The following is a 17970-nucleotide window of genomic DNA, read 5'->3' as shown; positions in this document are numbered from 1 at the left end:
CGATAAATTATGCAAACGATTTTTCCCTTGGCACATTATGCCACTTAGTTCTCATAAACATTTGAAAACCATCCACTCATTTCACTGATTTGAACAGTGACATATAGGTTTTTTATGAGCATTAAATTCAAGATCGAACGTAAAAAAGACGTTTTAGCACGCATCCCATTTTCGATGGCAACACTTCATCGCAAAATTAATGATGGAACTTTCCCACCTTCAATATCTCTTGGCGCGAACTCGGTTGGATTTCTTTCTCATGAGATTGATAGCATAATTGCTGCAATGGTCTTGGGCAAAGACCTCAAGGTTGTGGTATCAGAGCTAGTCGAAAAACGTCAGTACTTTCTTGATGATAGCTATTTAGCATTAGCCGCATAACTCTTGCTTTAGGCTTACCATGATAAGTGGGATTTTCACTTCGATATGTAAACACAAAATTCCACTTTACAATTAATTGCTATAGAGCACTGTTATCCCGCAACATGATGAGTTAAGCGCATTTCTTTACGTAGAATTTGACTCACCCATACACAGTAGCGTTGTGTTACTTCAGAACCTCTTCATTTTAAAAACTACCTCCTTGATATACGCACCTCTCTCAATCACTAGAACCAAATTAAGATATAGCTAAGAACAGGAGCTCCATCGCTTTCTATCTGCTTTATCCATCGCAATCATCCCTAGAAATTAATTTTAAATACTCTCTGCGCCTTCACACCTGTTATTCGATTCACGCTACCCTTATAAAGTGTTAAGATCTCTTTATCAAAGTTTATTGTGGCGACGAAACAGTACATGTATTGTGATTTCCTTATCAAATCTTATGTACCCCACTTTGTACCCCACTTTAAACAACTAAAATTTAAAGGTAATAGTTTCAAATGGTTAACAGCAGTATTCAATGGTTTCCGGGTCACATGCATAAAGCCCGCAAAGAAATCGAAGAAGTTATCCCACAGGTTGATGTGATCATCGAAGTACTGGACGCTCGTATCCCGTTCAGTAGTGAAAACCCAATGATCTCTTCACTGCGCGGCGATAAGCCTTGTGTAAAAGTGTTGAACAAGCGCGACCTTGCCGATCCTGAGCTTACTGAACGTTGGATTGAACACTTCGAGAAAGAGCAAGGCGTTAAAGCTATTGCCATTACCACCAGCGTAAAAGAAGAAGTTAACCACGTGATGGAGCTAGTACGTAAACTGGCACCGCACCGTGAGCAAATGGGCAAGAACATTCGAACAATGATTATGGGTATCCCTAACGTGGGTAAATCGACCATTATCAACTGCTTGGCTGGACGTACGATTGCGGTAACGGGTAACCAACCTGCGGTAACTCGTCGCCAACAACGTATCAACCTGCAAAACGGCGTGATCCTTTCAGATACTCCTGGGATCCTTTGGCCTAAAGTAGAAAACCCACACAGCGGCTTCCGTTTAGCTGCGACTGGTGCGGTAAAAGATACAGCAATGGAATATGACGAAGTGGCATTCTACACAGTCGAGTACTTAGCTAAGCAGTACCCTCACCTTTTACAAGAACGCTACCAAATTGAAGAGCTGCCCGAGTCTGACATCGAGTTGATGGAAGCGATTGGTCGTAAACGCGGTGCACTTCGTGCAGGTGGTCATATAGACATTCACAAGTGTTCGGAAATCCTACTTCACGAACTTCGCAACGGTACTTTAGGTAAAGTAACGCTAGAGCTACCAGAGATGATCACCAAAGAATTGGTTGAAGTAGAAGAAGCGGCTGCGCTAAAAGCCGAGCAACAAATAAAGAAAAAAGAAGAACGCCGTAAACGTTACTTGAAGAACAAGCGCTAATCGCTATTAGTTTTTGTTAATCTGCATTAGTTTCTGTTAACCACTCTTACACCAACCTCTAATATATTCACGCTCTATCGATAATAGGGCGTGAATATTGCGTGCTACCGTTTGTTGATCTAGCTAACATACTGACAAATCTATAGAAACGGTCATTTACAATCCCAAAGACTGTGACATACTACGCAAATTATTGTGTATCAATCTCGGTTAGTTTCTCAATGCGCTCTTATTCTGGGTTCAAGAATCAAAGATTTAAAACCTATTTCGATAATGAAATTTATTTGCCGTACATAAATTTCATTTACATTCCAATCTCAATATTCTGTGCTTTCATTGTTACCGACTACATCCACTTTGGTACAGAATGCGTAACCCCTATCATTTTCCGAGTCATACTTTTTCTATTGATGATGGCTGTCGCCAGATACTGCATTACAAATAAACCCAACGTTTTAGAACTCGTAGAAAGTACCTTCCTTGTAATTAGCTCGCTTTTCTTGGTCTATGTAGGTCGGCTCGCTATTGAGTTGAACAATTTCGATTACCAAGGTGGCATTATTCTCGTAATGATCTACATCGGAACCTTTTCAAGACTGTCTGCTAAATACAGCATCACTACTCTGTCGTTTATGTTTTTGGCTTATCTCATCGGCCTTGCTCCAATACTTTATGAGGCAGAGCCAAAGCATGAGATCGAAACAATTTCCGTTTATATTTCAGCTTACATCCTAATCTCAGCGGCCTGTATAAGGCGAGACTTAGAAGTACACAAACGTTTTGCTCAATCCGAACAACTGCGCAAACAAGCGATTCAGCTTCGCAAACAATCCAATATGTTTGAAGCCCTTTCTTATCAAGATGCGCTAACGGGTTGCTACAACCGCCTTTATCTTCATCAGGTGATCGAACCAAGCATAGACCGTCAGTTATCCATAACATCGATCATGATAGATATTGATCATTTCAAATCGATTAACGACACCTACGGCCACCAAATGGGTGATATGGTGATCAAAGAACTGGCCGATGAGATTCAAAAAAGGCTACCAACCAGCAGTAACTGCTTTCGATACGGCGGTGAAGAGTTTTTGGTGATGGTCCAAGGAGAAACTGAGGCTTCAATTGAATCGCTAGTTAACTCCCTATTAGAATCTCCTTCTCTCCTTCGGTTAGAAGTAACAATTTCAATCGGTGTGAAATATGCGTCACAGGCTCTCGGCTCTGTCGAACAACTTATCGACGATGCCGATCAAGCACTCTACATTTCGAAGAAGAGCGGTAGAAATAAGATCACATGGAGTGATTAATCGCACAGTATTTGACGCGCCTTAGCGATTCATTATAACCACCATTAATCCAATCAAAAAAGCCCCGAACAATTGAATGCTCGGGGCTTTTGTCTTTGTTCTTCGGCTTTAAAGTGACTTCAGTAATTATAGTTACTTAAATAAGAAGCTACTAAGAATACACAACGCTCGCTGTTTTCTGTTCAAGTTCAACGGGAGAGCTCCAAGAAATCACTTTTTCATTCACTTGGCTGCCACATGGTGCGTTCCAAACTTGCTCTAGTTCTTCTTTGCCACCAATCGCCTGATAAAAAGCAATCGCTTGGTGGTTCTCAGACATCACCTCTAGGTAAAGCCCCGAATCAGAATAGTATTGCTGCAACCACTTTGACAATTCAGACAATAGACGCTTGCCAACACCACGACCGTGGTAATTATTGTCTACGTGTAACGCATCAATGAACGTACCACGTTCAAAGTTGTGATTACCAAACGCGCAGACAAAACCAACCAGTAAACCGCCTTCTTCAAGCAATAAAACATGTTGGTTGAAAGGAGGATTAATCAAACGAGTCTGCCAAATAACAGATCTGTCCTCCAAAACATCATTTTCTAGGTAATCATCAGCAAGAATGCCACGGTAATATAGCTTCCAGCTGTCCGCGTGTAATTGGGCAATCCGCTCATAATCTTTATATTCAGCTACCTTAATTTCCATTTATTAGCCCTTAGTACTTCCATTTATGACTTGCTACTACATTTCACACTACCTTTATACAATATTTAAGCAAAACATACTAATACACGTTTACACTTTCAATATTGACTTACACGTGTACGCTGATATTCTAGCGCACAGATGTAAGCCCAATGGAAATTTGCTAATGAATAGTGCCGACAAACCATCAACCAAAAAGCCGCCGTTAATCTGGCTAAATATTTTTGTATTCTCTTCTAGTATGCTGCTTGCTGTGGTCGCGGCTCCCGTTTATGGCTACTTTTTTGGCTATGGTATGGAGCACTGGATATGGCTAGCGATCTGTTTTACTTTTTGTAACCTGTCTATCACGACAGGCTATCACCGCTTATGGTCTCATAAAGCGTTTGAAGCGCATTCAAGCCTAAGATTCCTGTTTGCTTTGGGCGGTGCTTTTGCTCTGCAAAACAGCGCGCTGCACTGGTCTTCTGACCACCGTGTGCACCATAAGCATGTCGACAACAACGACAAAGACCCATACTCAGCCAAACGTGGCTTCTGGTACTCACACATCGGCTGGATGATCCGTAACTACAACACTGCAATGTATACAGATTACGAAAATTGTCGTGACCTGAAAAAAGACAAAATCGTGATGTGGCAGCACAAGCACTACGTTTCATTAGCATTGCTTATGAACTTCGGTGTTCCAATCGTATTAGGTGTAATTTACGGTGACGTGCTTGGCATGTTGTTAATCGTGGGCGCTGTTCGTTTGGTACTTAACCACCACACAACTTTCTTCATTAATTCTCTTGCTCACATCTGGGGCAGCCAACCTTTTACCGACAAAAACACAGCGCGTGACAACGGTGTGCTAGCGGTACTCACTTTTGGCGAAGGCTACCACAACTTCCACCACATCTTTGAGAACGACTACCGTAACGGCATCTACTGGTGGCAATACGATCCAACTAAATGGTTGATTAAGAGTGCTTCTTTAATGGGCTTAGCAAGCAAGCTTAAGAAAACGCCTCAAGCTCGCATCGAAAAAGCCGAAGCATCAATGTTATTAAAGCGCACCCAGCAAAAAATCATGCACCGTGCCGATAAGCAACAAATCGCGGAAAAGCTTCAACAAGAATTCGATGCACTTGTATCAAACATGAACGAATACTACGAGGTCAAAAAGCAGCTAATTGAAAGTAAACGCGAAGATGTTGTGAAAAAGTACGAACACTCAGTACTTAAGGTTCGTTACCAACAAATCAAAATGAATTTTGAACAGCAGAAGAAAAATTGGGCTATGACGGTGGAACAGTACGCTTAACCTTTTAATAACATATTCTTTTTTATCAAGCGCCTAGGCTCAAACTGTCTCGGCGCTTTCTTGTTTTTATTACCCTATTTACGATTTGGGTTGAATAAAAACTCTAATCAAAAATGGACCAATGTCAAATATCACACATACAGTGTAAGAAAACGTTTTCTTACATTACCAACTGTGACAAGAGTCACTTACAGGATTTCATTTTGTAACATAAAATGCGCGCCCTCCTATTCCACGGACTACAAAAGCGAATCATTTTATGAAAATGTTAAAAACATCACTAGCGCTAGCAATCTCTACTACCCTTTTATTCGGCTGCGGTGACGAAACAACTAATAACTACTACCCTCAAGAACCAACCGTACCATCTTCTACAGAAGCTAAAATCGCCGTATTCAACCTGTCTTTTGACCGTTATACCTACGAAGATCTTGTAGCTGAAATGAAACTGACTAAGCCAGAGCAAGACGCATTGGTTGAAGGCTGGGAAAATGATACTTTGTCTGAAGAAGTCAAAGCCACCGCTCTTAAGGTAATCCAGATTCGTAACGTAGCTGCAATCATCCAGACTGAACGCCCAGAAGTAATCATGATGGCGGAGTTTAACAACGATGGTACCGCTGAAAATAACGATGCTCTTATCGGTTTCCGCTTGAACTACCTATCTGTATCTCAAAATTCAAATAGCTTTGATCAAGACGGCACTCAGTTAGATCCAATCGTATTCCAGTACTTTGCCAACTTCGCGACCAACACTGGCCTTTTAAACGAATTTGGTTTTGACCTAGATAATGACGGTAATCCGGGGCAACTACCAGGCGATGCATGGGGCTTTGGTACCTACCACGGACAATATGCGTTCGCTCTAATGTCTATGTATGAAATTGATCACGACAACATTCGTACTTTCCAAAAGTTCAAATGGAGCGATATGCCTTCGGCTACCATGCCAACTATCACCAACTGTAACGATTCTTGGAACCCTATCCCAGATGGCATGGAGTGTGGTGACGACTGGTATACTACTGAAGAGTGGGCAGAAGTTCGCCTTTCTTCTAAAAACCACGTTGACGCACCGATCCTAATCCCTCAAGAAGATGGTACCTCAGAGACGATTCACCTACTTATGTCTCACCCAACGCCACCTATTTTCGACACGGGTAAGAACAAGGTTCAAAATGCAGATGAAGTTAATTTCTGGGTCGATTACATCGAAGGTCAAAGCTACATGTACGACGATAAAGGCGTGACTGGCGGACTAAGTACAGACGCTAAATTCGTTGTTATGGGCGACCTTAACGCTGACCCTCTTAAAGGTGATGGTGATTTGACAGCAATCAATGCACTGATGGACCACGACAAAGTTAACCGGTTAGCGACGTTCGGTCCATTAGCACCTGCCAGCCTTGGTGGCCCAGAATGTCTAGCTCTTGGCGAATGTAAAGAAGCAAACTGGGATACTCCATACCCTGGTCAAGTGACCAGCACGAGCGGACTACGCCTTGATCATGTTGTACCATCAGAAAACCTAACGATTTCAGACTCTGGTATTTACTGGCCAGCAACGTTCGAAGACGGCCGTCTATTAATGAATGACGAACGTGTAGGTAATTACGGAAACGGTAAGGACATATCTTCTGACCACCGTATGGTTTGGATTAAAGCAGAAATCAACAACTAATACTTTCGAATAAACTCTATCATCCATGTCCGACTATTATAGTCGGGCATTTTTTATTAAAGAGACAGGCTTTGATTATGGATTAAAGTATCCATAGTAATTGGATCTAGCCAATCTTTACCCCTCTCATTCAACTGCTTATATTAATTACACTTACCGAGTGGAACACTGAGGAATAAAGAATGGGCAAGCTGACTATTATTGCAACAATCGTATCTAAAGAAGATAAGATTGAGTTAGTTAAATCAGAGATGATTAAATTGATCGACAAAACCCGTGTTGAAGATGGTTGTATAAATTACGACCTGCACCAAGATAACAGTAACCCAGCTCATTTTGTATTTCATGAGAACTGGGAGTCGGAAGTTCATCTAGAGAAACACTTAGCGAGCCAACACATTGCAGAGTATGTAGCTGCGACTGAAGGTTGTATTGAAACCTTCGTGCTTAATAAAATGACGCACATAGCCTAACTAGCCAATGCAGCACTGATATAAGTGACAAACCCTGCTCAACCGATTATTGAAAAGCGCACTCGTGGTTACCTTGCCAATAATACGGTGTTTGAATACAGCCGTAACTACTTCACGTCTAACGATTACCGATTTACTTTGGTCGCAAGACGCCAAAGATAATACTCATCAGCGAGTTTCTATAGTCGTAATATGACCAACACAGAGAGCGCCTGTTCTCTGTGTTTCTATGCTGTTATCTCAATCATAAACCTAACTTTCTCCCCAAAATATTCCTAAACCAATGTCAAGCAACCTCACGAAAGATCATTCACGTTCATTTAAATACTGTTCGCGCACTTTGAACATAAACTAAGCGCCAAATGACAAAAACAACAGTCGGCAGGAATGTAGATGAATACCAAACAACTTGAGGACGCTGTAAGCGAAGTGAGCTTATTCAATCAACACCTCCACTTAATCCAATCCGTGCATACCATTCCGACCCCAAAAATGAATTGGGAGTCGATTGCGATGGAACCTGCGCCGGCAATGCCAACGGTCCGATTCGATCATAAAGTCAAAGCCATGGAAGCACTCGATGAGTACAAGCCTAACTGGCTAGATATGCTGTTGGGCAGCAAGTCGAAGTTGTACACACTGACCAACAATATTGAGCGTGCCGCCGAGAAAGACATCGAACAATACAAAACTGAGTTTGTAAGTTGGGTTCAACACTACAGCTACTGGGCCAAAGGTAATCAGTTGTCGAAAGGCATTTTAAACAACGATAGTGGCGCCAAGCTTTCTGCCCTTTCAGAAGCGCAACAGAACCCTATAAACGCCGCGGTAGTCGACACTAAGCTGATAAACCATAACTTTAATACCTATAAGAATGGGCACCTGTTAGAAGTCAATATTCAGGTTAATAAGCACAACGTGATCCCAAAAGAAAAAAAGGTATTGTGCCAAGGCGAAGTAAAGTTAGAAACCTTATCCCTTTCAGACAGCAACACCTTATATCGTGAGTATGTGTGTAGCTGTATTCTTAAATGCGCGCAAGATGCTTTCAACGTCTTGCCTGAGACGAGCGTCTTAATCAATGTTGAACAGGTTTTAGCTGACTATTCGAGTGAGACCATTGTTTCATGCCATGTCGAACAGGGATTACTCGAGTTCCTATTAGTCGAAGATGATAAACCCTCTGAGATACTTGAATTTTTCGTTCACATTGAAGACTTTAATCCTCATCGAGGTAACGGGTTTTCAGCGATCAAAACGATCTTTTCGCCTTTGCCTATCGCGTCGTAACTCACTCGACCTTACGGTTCAATCATTGACTGCTCATCACGACTAACTCTTGGTTGGTCGTGTTCAATCACCTTATAAACCAAACCATTATGTCAACACACACTATCTCACAAACAACGCGCCCATTAACAAGCACAGTTTCATACACACGTTCCCTAGCAAAGCTACCTATAGTTCTAATCGCTATCTCTATGCCCGTATTTGCCGAAGAGGTTGATGAAGTGGTACTCGAAGGCGACGTCGTATTAAGCGAAGGTTCTGAGTTAAAAGAAGAAGCTGAAGAATCTCCTTTTACAACCCTGACTAAGCTTGGCTTTATCTACTCTCAAAACACCAGTTCATCCTTGTCTATCAATTCTGGGATATCCGTTGGCTACAAGAAAGAAAACTGGGGTCAGCGCGTTCAGTTCGATACCTACTATACCGATGCTGAAAATGATGAAGATGGTACTAATCGTTATACCACTAACTATGGCATCAGCTATGACTTAAACGAAGTCACCTATTTGGTTGCAACAACCCGTTTTGAACACGACCACTTTGGTACCTATCGTAAGCAGTTCATTGCTGCTACCGGACTAGGTCGTCACTTTTACGATACCGAAAGAATTAAGCTTCAAGGATCGGCGGGCCCGGGTTATCGAATCAGTAAACGACAATCCTCCGATGAAGAGTTCCCCAACAAAGAGAACTATGAACTGATCGTTAATGCCAGTGTTGATGGCTCATTAACGCTCACAGAAACGTTTTCTATGGGCGCAACCGCTAATATGGCTTACGGTGAAGAGAACACCAACTACAACCTTAAGGGCTATCTAAAGAACATTCTGATGGGCAATTTGGCACTAACCTTTGATACCGAGTACATTTACAACACGACAGTTGCATCAGACCAAAGCAACGCCGAAATCTACAGCTCAATGAATCTAAACTACGATTTCTAACCGTCAGCACCGCTCATTTCGCTTAATCTAGAAACCTCCATAGCAAAAGGCCCTCACAACGAGGGCCTTGAAGTATCTAGCTTAGACTTAAACTTAAACTTAAACTTAAAGTATATCGCTATGCTGCTTTCGTTCTCAAGCGAGCTAATATGTCCGTCTGTTTTAGGTTCGCCATACCGACGTAAGCCACTGGCACTAAGAACAGCGAGAAGAAGGTTCCGGCAGTCAAACCTCCGACCAACACTAAACCAATATTGATACGGCCTAATGAACCCGGACCATCCGCTAGTGCCAGTGGCAATGAACCGAGGATCATGGTGAGTGATGTCATCAAGATAGGACGCAATCTTGAACGCGCACTGCTGATCGCCGCCTCTTGAGCACTTGCACCCGATTTACGTTTCTCGTTAGCAAATTCCACCAGTAAAATACCATGTTTGGTCACTAGCCCAACCAGAGTAAGCAAGCCGATTTTTGAGTAGATATTAAGGCTTTGGCCAAATATCGATAACGTCAGAATCGCACCCACGATACACAACGGAACCGTTAGCAAGATGATCATTGGATCAACAAAGCTTTCAAACTGCGCCGCCAAGATCAAGAAGATAAAAATTAACGCCAATACAAACAACACTTGTGCACCCGCCGTTGAATCAACCAAGTCTTTAACTATGCCATTGAACTCGTAGCTCTGTGCAGGTTTCAAGAGGCTTGGAACCGTATCATCAATGTAGGATTTCACATCACTCGCTGTGTATCCAGGCATTAAGTCAGCCGTAATTTCTGCGCTGTCTTTTCCCATGAATGTTTTGAAGTTCGATTCTGATGTCACTTGTTTGATCGAAACAAACTGAGACAAAGGAAGCCTTTGGCCCGACTGTGAATCCACATACAGCTTATCGAGCACCTTGAAATCGCCGAGATCCTTTCGGTTAACTTGAACTTGAATTGGGTACGTATAACCGTCATCGGCTTGCAAATCTGCCGCCTTCACTGATCCTAAGAAAGTAGATAGCGCATTGGTGACATTACTGTAATCCACACCAGACAATACGATAGCATTGCGGTCAATCGACAAGTCATAACGCAATTGGTCACGCAACATCGAATTTTTAATGTTGGTCACGCCCTCATAACTCTCAAGCGCCTCCACCACCTCATTCGCAGTTTCCGACAATACGGTGGTATAACGGTTAACCGTCGTTAACTCTAGGATCATATTAGTGGCAATGTTCAAGTTATCAGCCGAGCGAACCTTGAAAGACATGCCATAAGCAGAGACCGAACTTTGCGCTTTAGCGATAAACTCGTTAACCAACTCATCAGCTGACTGGTCACGCTCGCTCCATGATTTCAATAAAACGTGATTGGTCGGAGTCCCTTCGATATAAGATAAATTCGCTTCTACTGAATTATCACCTTTGAACACACTGTTAAGTTGCTCGTTGTTGTCTAGGTGATACTGACGTCCGACTCCTGTAGGAGGCGTTGAAGTTACCTCAACAAAACCAGTGTCTTCCGTTGGAAGCAACACTTGAGGCATTGTCCAAACCGCTAAAGCAGATAGAGCAATCAATGCCAAGGCAATACCACTCATCAGTGTTTTACGCTCAAACCATTTGCTAAGTTCCTTGGTGTACAAGTCAGACAGAACATTCAGCTTCGCATCAACTTTTTTGTACCACCTTGCCGGCTTTGTAACTGGCTTCATTAAGTAAGCACACATCATGGGCGAGAGCGTTAAAGCCACAAACCCAGAGATGATCACTGCTGCTGCTAACGTGAAAGCAAATTGTCTAAATAGGTCGGCGGTTAAGCCCGACATCAAACCAATAGGGAGATACACGACCGCTAAAGTCAGCGTCATCGCTATCACAGGAAAGACGATCTCTCGGCACCCTTTGATTGCCGCATTAAAAGGGGTTTCGCCCTCTTCGATATGTCGGTAACAGTTTTCAGCCACTACGATGGCATCATCGACGACCAAACCAATCGCAAGAATAATGGCCAAGATAGTCAGCACGTTGATACTAAACCCGAGCACATGCATAACTGCAAACACACCAATCACACACACTGGGATCGTGATAATAGGAATAGACGCCACACGAACTGAACCAAGGAACAACACGACAACGGCTGAAACAAGAACAATCGCCTCAACCAAAGTCATAAAACCTTCATCAATCGCAGTTTTAATGAAGTCGGCTTGGTTATAAACCATCTTCATCTCAATGCCTTCTGGCAACTGAGGCTGAATCACGTCTATTTGCTTCTTAACCTTATTGGCAACAGTCACTGGGTTTTCACTTTTCAGTGGCAGTACCTGAATCGACATTGCTAAGTTGTCATCGACTCGAAGAATACTCGGGGTTAAGCTTTCTTCTCCCATTTTAACTTCTGCAATATCGCCGACACGAATGATTTTGCCGTTATCAACACGAATCACCAAATCTCGCACATCATCAACACTGGTCACTTGGTTGACCGGGTTAATAGAGAAATCTCTCACCTGACCTTTGATAGTACCCGCGGTAAATGTCGCGTTGTATGAGCTTAATGTACCAACTACATCCGATGCACTCATGTTAAGCGCCATCATTCGATCAGGTTGTAACCACACTCGAACCGCTTTTTCACTGCCGCCGTACGGTCCCCAAATACCGCCAACGCCTTGTATATGCTTAAACTGAGGCACAACCTGTTGGCTAATGTAGTCGTACATATCTTGCTTCGACATCTTGCCAGTATTGACAAAAGTGATGATGTTACTGGGCATACTGGTGTCAGAAGAGTCATCCGTTACCGTTGGCTTATCCGTCATACTTGGTGGAAAATCGCCAATCGCTTCGACACTGCTGCGCAGGTTGTTCATTAAGCTGGTGTATTCGACATCATCTATGTCGTCTTCAAAGATGATTTTTAGATTACACGTACCTTCCTGACAGTCCGTCGTCATGGTTTTCACGCTGTCGAGACCGGTTGCAGCGGTAATCAGTTTGTCGGCCACGTTACGTGACATGAACTCTGCGCTCGCACCATTAATCGCCGCAGTTACGGTCGCTGACGGTGTTTTATGTTCAGGGAAATATTGGATCGATAATTTCTGAAATGACAGCATGCCAAATAAAACAATTGCGATACTCAGTACTGAAGCAAAAACTGGATGCTTAATACAAATCTCAGGAAGCTTCATTCAGATTCTCCTTCGTTACGGCTTCCTTGCTCTGGGTTTCCTTACTTTGGATTTCCTTGCTTAAAGTTTCCTTGTTGTGGGTTTCGCTCGATAACGGCTCAACAGTCGCGCTTGCCTCTGCTTGCTCGGTGTTTTCGTTGATCGCTTCGTCCACATCTTTCGATGCATCAGTCCAATCAACCGAAGGCTCTACCGGATGTTGTTCATCCACCTTTGTTACGCTCTTTTCTACTTTAGAGTCAACAATCTGCTGAGTGTCTTCTTTGCCTGTCGGTTCCGTTATTAGCTCAACCGTTTTCTGTTCCGCATTAGGGTTCATTACCTTAACTAGAGACGCTTTCTTTAGGTTCTGTTGTCCCGTCACTACGACCTTATCACCCAGTTTCAAGCCTTTCTCGACAACAACGTATCCGTCGTTAGTATTTACGCCCAATTCAACAATGCGTTGTTCGATCTTTTCGCCATTCACAACCCACACAAAGCGCTCAGCATCTTTTGCTTGAACGGAATTTTGTGAAACCACCATCTGCGTTGTGTCTTCGCTCGTCATTTGGCTTACTTTGGCAAACATACCTGGAACCAAGCGATGGTCTGGGTTGGTTACGTGCGCGTGTACTTCTACACGGCCTGAACTCTCGTCCACCGCGGGGGCAATGTAATCCACTACGCCTGAAAAGGCTTCATCGACAAAAGCATCAACTTGGATGGAAACGTTCTGTCCAAGCTGCGCGTTACCTAAATCCGACTGTCCAATGGAATACTGAACTTCGACAGGATCGAGTTTGATCAAACTCACCAACGCGGTTGCGCTATCAATCTTACTGCCCACTGAGTGGGTAAAATTAGTTAACTGCCCATCAAATGGCGCTACCAATAAATAGTCATTCATCAGCGCTTCTTTCTGTCGGTAATCCGCGGCTGCTAGATTCGCCTGCTCTCCCAGTTCTTCCACATCTTGTTGAGACATAGAGTCAGGCTGTTTCTTTAGTAATTCTTGTACTCGCTTTAATTTCGACTTTGCTAGCGCGAGCGAGCTTCTTGCTTTGTCTAAATCGGCTTTCGCTTTGGTATTGTCCAACTGAGCTATCAACTCGCCTTTTTTAACTGAATCTCCATCTTTGAAATGGATGTTGAGAATTTTGTCGGAGGCACTAAATGTCAATGCAGCAGAATCCGTTGCCCTGATTTTGCCAACCTCGTTGATTGAAGATGTGAATGCTTGTTTGTGCGCTTTTTCGATAGTCACAGGAATCAAGTTTGAGTCTTGGGCAAACGATGGAGAGATATGTAAGGCAAACAGTACCAGACAGATTGTTTTACTAAGCTTTGTAAATTTCATTTTTAATAACCATAACCGTTGAATTCGTCTGAATTAAAACGTTTTTCTAAGCAGCTATTTCTTACTTAATGAGCTTCCAGCTATTTAAATAATGCTAAAACAGCTAATAATGAGAAAAGGGCTCAACTCACTGTCGAGCCCTGCAATTTTTATATGATTCCTAAATTTTTACGTTCTGAACTCCAAAGTAAAAGTTAAAAACGATGCTGATATTGAACACCAAGCAAGAGAGCATCGGCAGTCACATCAGCAGTTATATTGGAACTCGTTCCTGGAATCGTCGTCAGGTTTTCGTCAATATCTTGTGATTCTCCGATGATAAATCCGACTCCAACGTCCACAGAGCTGGCAGCCGTGAAGCTATATGTCCCTCCAACTGTGAGCCAGTGTCGGTTTACATCAGGTATAGACAAGGATGTAAGTTCATCGGTCGGTGAGATGTCGTACATGTAGCCCGCTCGTAGAACGATGTCTTCTGACATAGTGTATGTACCACCGACAGAAACATGCCCTGCATCTTTCCATTGATACTCTTTGATCGAGTCGTCATAAGAGTTAGATGTTAGCGAGTCAAATTCAGACCAGTTCACCCACTGCAGGCTGTAGTGAAAAGCCCAATGATCGTTGAGTTGGTGCCAACCGGAAAACTCCAAAGTATCGGGTAACGGGACGTTCATTTTGTCAGCAGAAACACCTGCTTTAGTGATGTCACCTTCAACTTCGATATCAGGGCTGTAGCGATAAGAAATACCGAACCTGTTTCGCTCATTCACTTGATAAGTCGCACCAATGTTGGCTCCCAAACCAAAGCCGTCCGCATCTACATTCAACAAGCCCTGACGGTAGATCTCACCTTCACCGTAAATAACGTCAAGCCCTGCACCTAAGTTGATTTTTTCAGACAACTCATAAGCCACAGCAAAGCCAACGTTGATACTGGAAAGCGCCGTTTTGCCCCCAAACTCATCTGCTTCGAACGAGTTATCAAATTCGACATCGGTACCAAAGTTGGAGTGAACCGTCGCACCTAATGTGAACTTTGAATCTTCGATAGGATGAACATAATGAATGTTTGGAACTAATGTCCCTGCGTCTAATGATTGGTCATCCAACATTTCAGTATCACCAATCATTGGTGTGTAGCTAACACTAGACACATCAATACCACTATCGATATAGATAGCGCCGACAGAGAGTGTTGGTTGCTCGATGTAAGCCATCGCAGCACTGTTCTTAGCAACAATCGCAGCGCTATCGGCTATCACAGCATCACCCGCGAATGCACGACCTAACCCTGTTGCGGACTGTGCATTAAGTTGAAAACCGGCCGCGTTAGTCAGACAAGGAACAAGAGCAACTACAGTACCCAATAAAAGTTTATTCTTCATTTTGAGGCACCTCTGTTTCGATATGATCTTCGTTCACTATTTCGATTGAGGCACCCTTTGTTGTTACCATAGAGGCAACGGCGACCTGCTGAGTATTGGTCGCATCCCAAACAAAATTAAGCTCTTCTGAATCTGGAAACCCGGGTAATCCTGATTCGTCCATCGTTCCTTCATAAGGGAACAGGTAAGTACCATGTCCTCCCGTGGTCGTTCGAATGACCCCCCGGGTTTCTGTTATAGTTAATGGCTGTCCTGTCGTACCCGTAATTGGAGCTAATCCCAAAGCCTTAATTAGTGGCTCAGTTCCCGTTCTTATGTTGTCTGGAGCTGAGTTGGGAACGACACTGTCTGGTACATAATCCACTCCAACATCACACGTTTCACCGCAGTCGCCCACTGCCGCCAGCAATAACGTTGGTTGTTTGTTGTTAGCTTGGCGGGATGTAAAACTCGCAGGGTCAGAGCTATCAATAGCAGCCTGAACACCCTGCTTTAAACCAGTCACAAGAAGGTCATAAATATCATTTTCTAACTGGTTAACCGTAAGAGAATTTTCGGAAGATAAACTGACAAACTCGTTTAATGACTCAATACACTCTTGGTTGTTATTCTCTACATCGCAGCTTTCCGGAATCACAGTTTCAGCGATACTACGCTGTACATCCGGCGATTTTTTCACACCTTCAGACATTTCTGGTCCCAGAGTTTGAGAAGACAAAACCAAATTGGTTAAACCTTGTCCCGGAACAACAAAATTAACAGTATTAAATGAGAAGTCAGAGTTAGCCTGTAGCTCACGAGTCTCTTGGCTAAACTCGCTGACCATTACCGACATAATTCCGCCCAAAGAGTGTCCGACTAGGTGGATATTGCTCTTATCAACCCACGGCTGATCATTCAAAGCAAAGCGTAACCCTAGAAAATCAGAAACTGACTGTTGTAAATTGGAGCGAAGAGCGAGAGGTGAGTCGATATTGATGAAGAAAGATTTGTTTGCTTTAGCACTAATTTCAAGTCCATTTACATCGTATCTCATGCGCTCACCATGATAAGGCATATCAATAGCCACCACCGCAAAGCCCTGTGTTGTATAATCTTTTGCCATTAGCGAAGCGGCAGACTTATCAGCTGTAACGCCATGAACAAAAACCACCGTCGGTAGCTGTTCGATTCCATCCCAACGAGCTGGGGTGTAGATATCAGCATTGATAATTTGTGACTCTACGACAATTGGAAGTGGATCATCTCCAGTAGGAAAGCCACCAGAGCCTGTTTTCATCCATTCATATAACGGTGGACATGATGCTTTAGGCTCGTATTGATCATAATTACATTCAGCCTCACGACTTTCAGTAAAAGGTAAATAAAATGGAAGCTTTAATTTTTGAGTATAAAGATCATATTTAGTCGTTTTATCTTCGACCAAGATGAGTTCGCGTAAGAAAGTCGTTCCTTCAGAAATATGGTTATCTCTCATCGCATCTAAAGTCGAATAAGCACTCTGCGTTGTAAACTGAGCGGCATACACAGGAACACCTTGTTCAGGAAAGTGCTTGTAGTATGCGTCCATAGCACTAAGTACTTGTTTCTGTAATTCAATATCTCTTTCACTTTCAAGGGGAACACCTGAATATAAAAGGTCATTGAAAGATTGCGCAGCTTGAAGCGACTCTCCAAATTCTGTTTTCACACCATCAGTTACAACGACTGAATAAATTTCATGAGGTTTGAGACTAGCTTCACATTGAATCTTAATATTTGAACCATCAGCTTCGACGCGAGTTGCAACTAATTCCCCACTCTCATCAATTAACACGACATTATTTAATAAAGAGTTGTTATCTAATGGATAACGCTTATCAGAATTAACACTTTGTAGAGGAATTAAAATCGGTTCTGCACAAAGGCCCCAGCCATCTAGTGCTGCGTATGAATTGTTGTAGTCCTGATAATAAGCGTCATTCTTCGATGACATAGTCACAGCGTGTTCACCGACTCCGGTAATGGTTCTATCCTCGTCATACCCATACCCATCGTTCGGTTTTGGTAGTTCGTTAATGTTGTAAGGAACCAAAACTGAAACAGGTTCTTGAGTCGAGTCTTCAGACTGACAGCCGAGTAAGGCAAGCGTAATTAGTCCACATATATATGGCTTATTGAAATCTTTCAAAACAGCTCCTTCGTAGCTTTCGCATTTAACTGGTGTGGCCATGCGATTTATCGTTATTTGAGTTGCCAATTGAGTCGGAGGTAAGCTCGACTTTTATTCGTAGAGAGCAAGGCAACACAGAGTTGGAATGACACGTTGATAAAACTACGTAAGAAATTTGAGCAGTTAACCCACACCCACTAAATCAGCGTCACCCGTTAATGATCCAATAGCTACTAACGGCAAGCACCTGAAACCGCATTAAACAACCTAAAAAAGGTATATAAGGAAATCTAATTAGATTAATAATCAACATAAATTCAGTTACTTAAATATCAAAGACGATGAAATCAGTAAGTTTATGT

Annotated in this window: 13 protein-coding genes and 1 pseudogene; 9 read left to right on the top strand and 5 right to left on the bottom strand. The window is 42.9% G+C overall.

What is annotated here, in order from left to right; translation table 11 throughout:
- Window positions 1-114: 114 nt before the first annotated feature.
- From AC3CH4_RS21905 to AC3CH4_RS21895, 3 genes are all read left to right on the top strand, one after another.
- Window positions 115-381 carry a helix-turn-helix transcriptional regulator gene (locus tag AC3CH4_RS21905; RefSeq protein WP_016788587.1) on the top strand — a complete coding sequence of 89 codons (267 nt, stop codon included), beginning with the start codon at window positions 115-117 and terminating at the stop codon, window positions 379-381.
- Between the two features lie 503 nt (window positions 382-884).
- A complete protein-coding gene (gene ylqF / locus AC3CH4_RS21900; protein WP_102577131.1) occupies window positions 885-1829 on the top strand; it encodes a ribosome biogenesis GTPase YlqF in 945 nt (314 codons plus the stop codon).
- Between the two features lie 284 nt (window positions 1830-2113).
- Window positions 2114-3139, top strand: a complete 1026-nt coding sequence (locus AC3CH4_RS21895; RefSeq protein WP_488543817.1) for a GGDEF domain-containing protein — start codon at window positions 2114-2116, stop codon at window positions 3137-3139.
- A gap of 151 nt (window positions 3140-3290) precedes the next feature.
- Here the strand turns inward: AC3CH4_RS21895 and AC3CH4_RS21890 are convergent, their stop codons facing one another.
- Window positions 3291-3836, bottom strand: coding sequence for a GNAT family N-acetyltransferase (locus tag AC3CH4_RS21890; RefSeq protein ID WP_004731280.1), 546 nt, complete (start codon window positions 3834-3836; stop codon window positions 3291-3293).
- A gap of 166 nt (window positions 3837-4002) precedes the next feature.
- Here AC3CH4_RS21890 and AC3CH4_RS21885 point away from each other — a divergent pair, with 166 nt between their 5' ends.
- The 6 genes and pseudogenes from AC3CH4_RS21885 (at window position 4003) to AC3CH4_RS21860 (ending at window position 9533) form a co-directional block, all read left to right on the top strand.
- Entirely contained in the window at window positions 4003-5145 is a 1143-nt protein-coding gene (locus AC3CH4_RS21885; protein ID WP_488543816.1) for an acyl-CoA desaturase, read from the top strand.
- Window positions 5146-5404: 259 nt separating this feature from the next.
- A complete protein-coding gene (locus AC3CH4_RS21880; protein ID WP_488543815.1) occupies window positions 5405-6826 on the top strand; it encodes an endonuclease/exonuclease/phosphatase family protein in 1422 nt (473 codons plus the stop codon).
- Window positions 6827-7008: 182 nt separating this feature from the next.
- Window positions 7009-7299, top strand: coding sequence for a putative quinol monooxygenase (locus tag AC3CH4_RS21875; protein WP_054545549.1), 291 nt, complete (start codon window positions 7009-7011; stop codon window positions 7297-7299).
- Between the two features lie 30 nt (window positions 7300-7329).
- Window positions 7330-7461, top strand: a pseudogene (locus AC3CH4_RS21870) (transcriptional regulator); the annotation flags it as partial.
- Between the two features lie 231 nt (window positions 7462-7692).
- Entirely contained in the window at window positions 7693-8589 is an 897-nt protein-coding gene (locus AC3CH4_RS21865; RefSeq protein WP_146457787.1) for a hypothetical protein, read from the top strand.
- Between the two features lie 191 nt (window positions 8590-8780).
- Window positions 8781-9533: a DUF481 domain-containing protein gene (locus tag AC3CH4_RS21860; protein WP_171329719.1), complete on the top strand. Its 753-nt coding sequence runs from the start codon at window positions 8781-8783 to the stop codon at window positions 9531-9533.
- A gap of 118 nt (window positions 9534-9651) precedes the next feature.
- Here AC3CH4_RS21860 and AC3CH4_RS21855 read toward each other — a convergent pair whose 3' ends face one another.
- The 4 genes from AC3CH4_RS21855 to AC3CH4_RS21840 form a co-directional block, all read right to left on the bottom strand.
- A complete protein-coding gene (locus AC3CH4_RS21855; protein WP_488543814.1) occupies window positions 9652-12729 on the bottom strand; it encodes an efflux RND transporter permease subunit in 3078 nt (1025 codons plus the stop codon).
- A complete protein-coding gene (locus AC3CH4_RS21850) occupies window positions 12716-14068 on the bottom strand; it encodes an efflux RND transporter periplasmic adaptor subunit (RefSeq protein ID WP_488543813.1) in 1353 nt (450 codons plus the stop codon). Before AC3CH4_RS21850 ends, AC3CH4_RS21855 begins: the two co-directional genes overlap by 14 nt.
- A gap of 194 nt (window positions 14069-14262) precedes the next feature.
- Window positions 14263-15456: an outer membrane protein transport protein gene (locus AC3CH4_RS21845; protein WP_054545558.1), complete on the bottom strand. Its 1194-nt coding sequence runs from the start codon at window positions 15454-15456 to the stop codon at window positions 14263-14265.
- Complete coding sequence (locus AC3CH4_RS21840; RefSeq protein ID WP_488543812.1) at window positions 15446-17668, bottom strand: alpha/beta fold hydrolase; 2223 nt, start codon at window positions 17666-17668, stop codon at window positions 15446-15448. Before AC3CH4_RS21840 ends, AC3CH4_RS21845 begins: the two co-directional genes overlap by 11 nt.
- Window positions 17669-17970: the final 302 nt, after the last annotated feature.

Source organism: Vibrio sp. QJM3NY_26 (assembly GCF_057786005.1).
The sequence above is the reverse complement of the archived record's forward strand: the minus strand, read 5'-3'. Positions and strand labels throughout refer to the sequence as shown.

What these genes read in the sequence shown, in the direction of transcription:
- AC3CH4_RS21845 (WP_054545558.1), bottom strand. Translation starts at nt 15,456, where the DNA reads ATGAAGAATAAACTTTTATTGGGTACTGTAGTTGCTCTTGTTCCTTGT.
- AC3CH4_RS21885 (WP_488543816.1), top strand. Translation starts at nt 4,003, where the DNA reads ATGAATAGTGCCGACAAACCATCAACCAAAAAGCCGCCGTTAATCTGG.
- AC3CH4_RS21855 (WP_488543814.1), bottom strand. Translation starts at nt 12,729, where the DNA reads ATGAAGCTTCCTGAGATTTGTATTAAGCATCCAGTTTTTGCTTCAGTA.
- AC3CH4_RS21875 (WP_054545549.1), top strand. Translation starts at nt 7,009, where the DNA reads ATGGGCAAGCTGACTATTATTGCAACAATCGTATCTAAAGAAGATAAG.
- AC3CH4_RS21880 (WP_488543815.1), top strand. Translation starts at nt 5,405, where the DNA reads ATGAAAATGTTAAAAACATCACTAGCGCTAGCAATCTCTACTACCCTT.
- ylqF (WP_102577131.1), top strand. Translation starts at nt 885, where the DNA reads ATGGTTAACAGCAGTATTCAATGGTTTCCGGGTCACATGCATAAAGCC.
- AC3CH4_RS21865 (WP_146457787.1), top strand. Translation starts at nt 7,693, where the DNA reads ATGAATACCAAACAACTTGAGGACGCTGTAAGCGAAGTGAGCTTATTC.
- AC3CH4_RS21840 (WP_488543812.1), bottom strand. Translation starts at nt 17,668, where the DNA reads ATGGCCACACCAGTTAAATGCGAAAGCTACGAAGGAGCTGTTTTGAAA.
- AC3CH4_RS21850 (WP_488543813.1), bottom strand. Translation starts at nt 14,068, where the DNA reads ATGAAATTTACAAAGCTTAGTAAAACAATCTGTCTGGTACTGTTTGCC.
- AC3CH4_RS21890 (WP_004731280.1), bottom strand. Translation starts at nt 3,836, where the DNA reads ATGGAAATTAAGGTAGCTGAATATAAAGATTATGAGCGGATTGCCCAA.
- AC3CH4_RS21860 (WP_171329719.1), top strand. Translation starts at nt 8,781, where the DNA reads ATGCCCGTATTTGCCGAAGAGGTTGATGAAGTGGTACTCGAAGGCGAC.
- AC3CH4_RS21905 (WP_016788587.1), top strand. Translation starts at nt 115, where the DNA reads ATGAGCATTAAATTCAAGATCGAACGTAAAAAAGACGTTTTAGCACGC.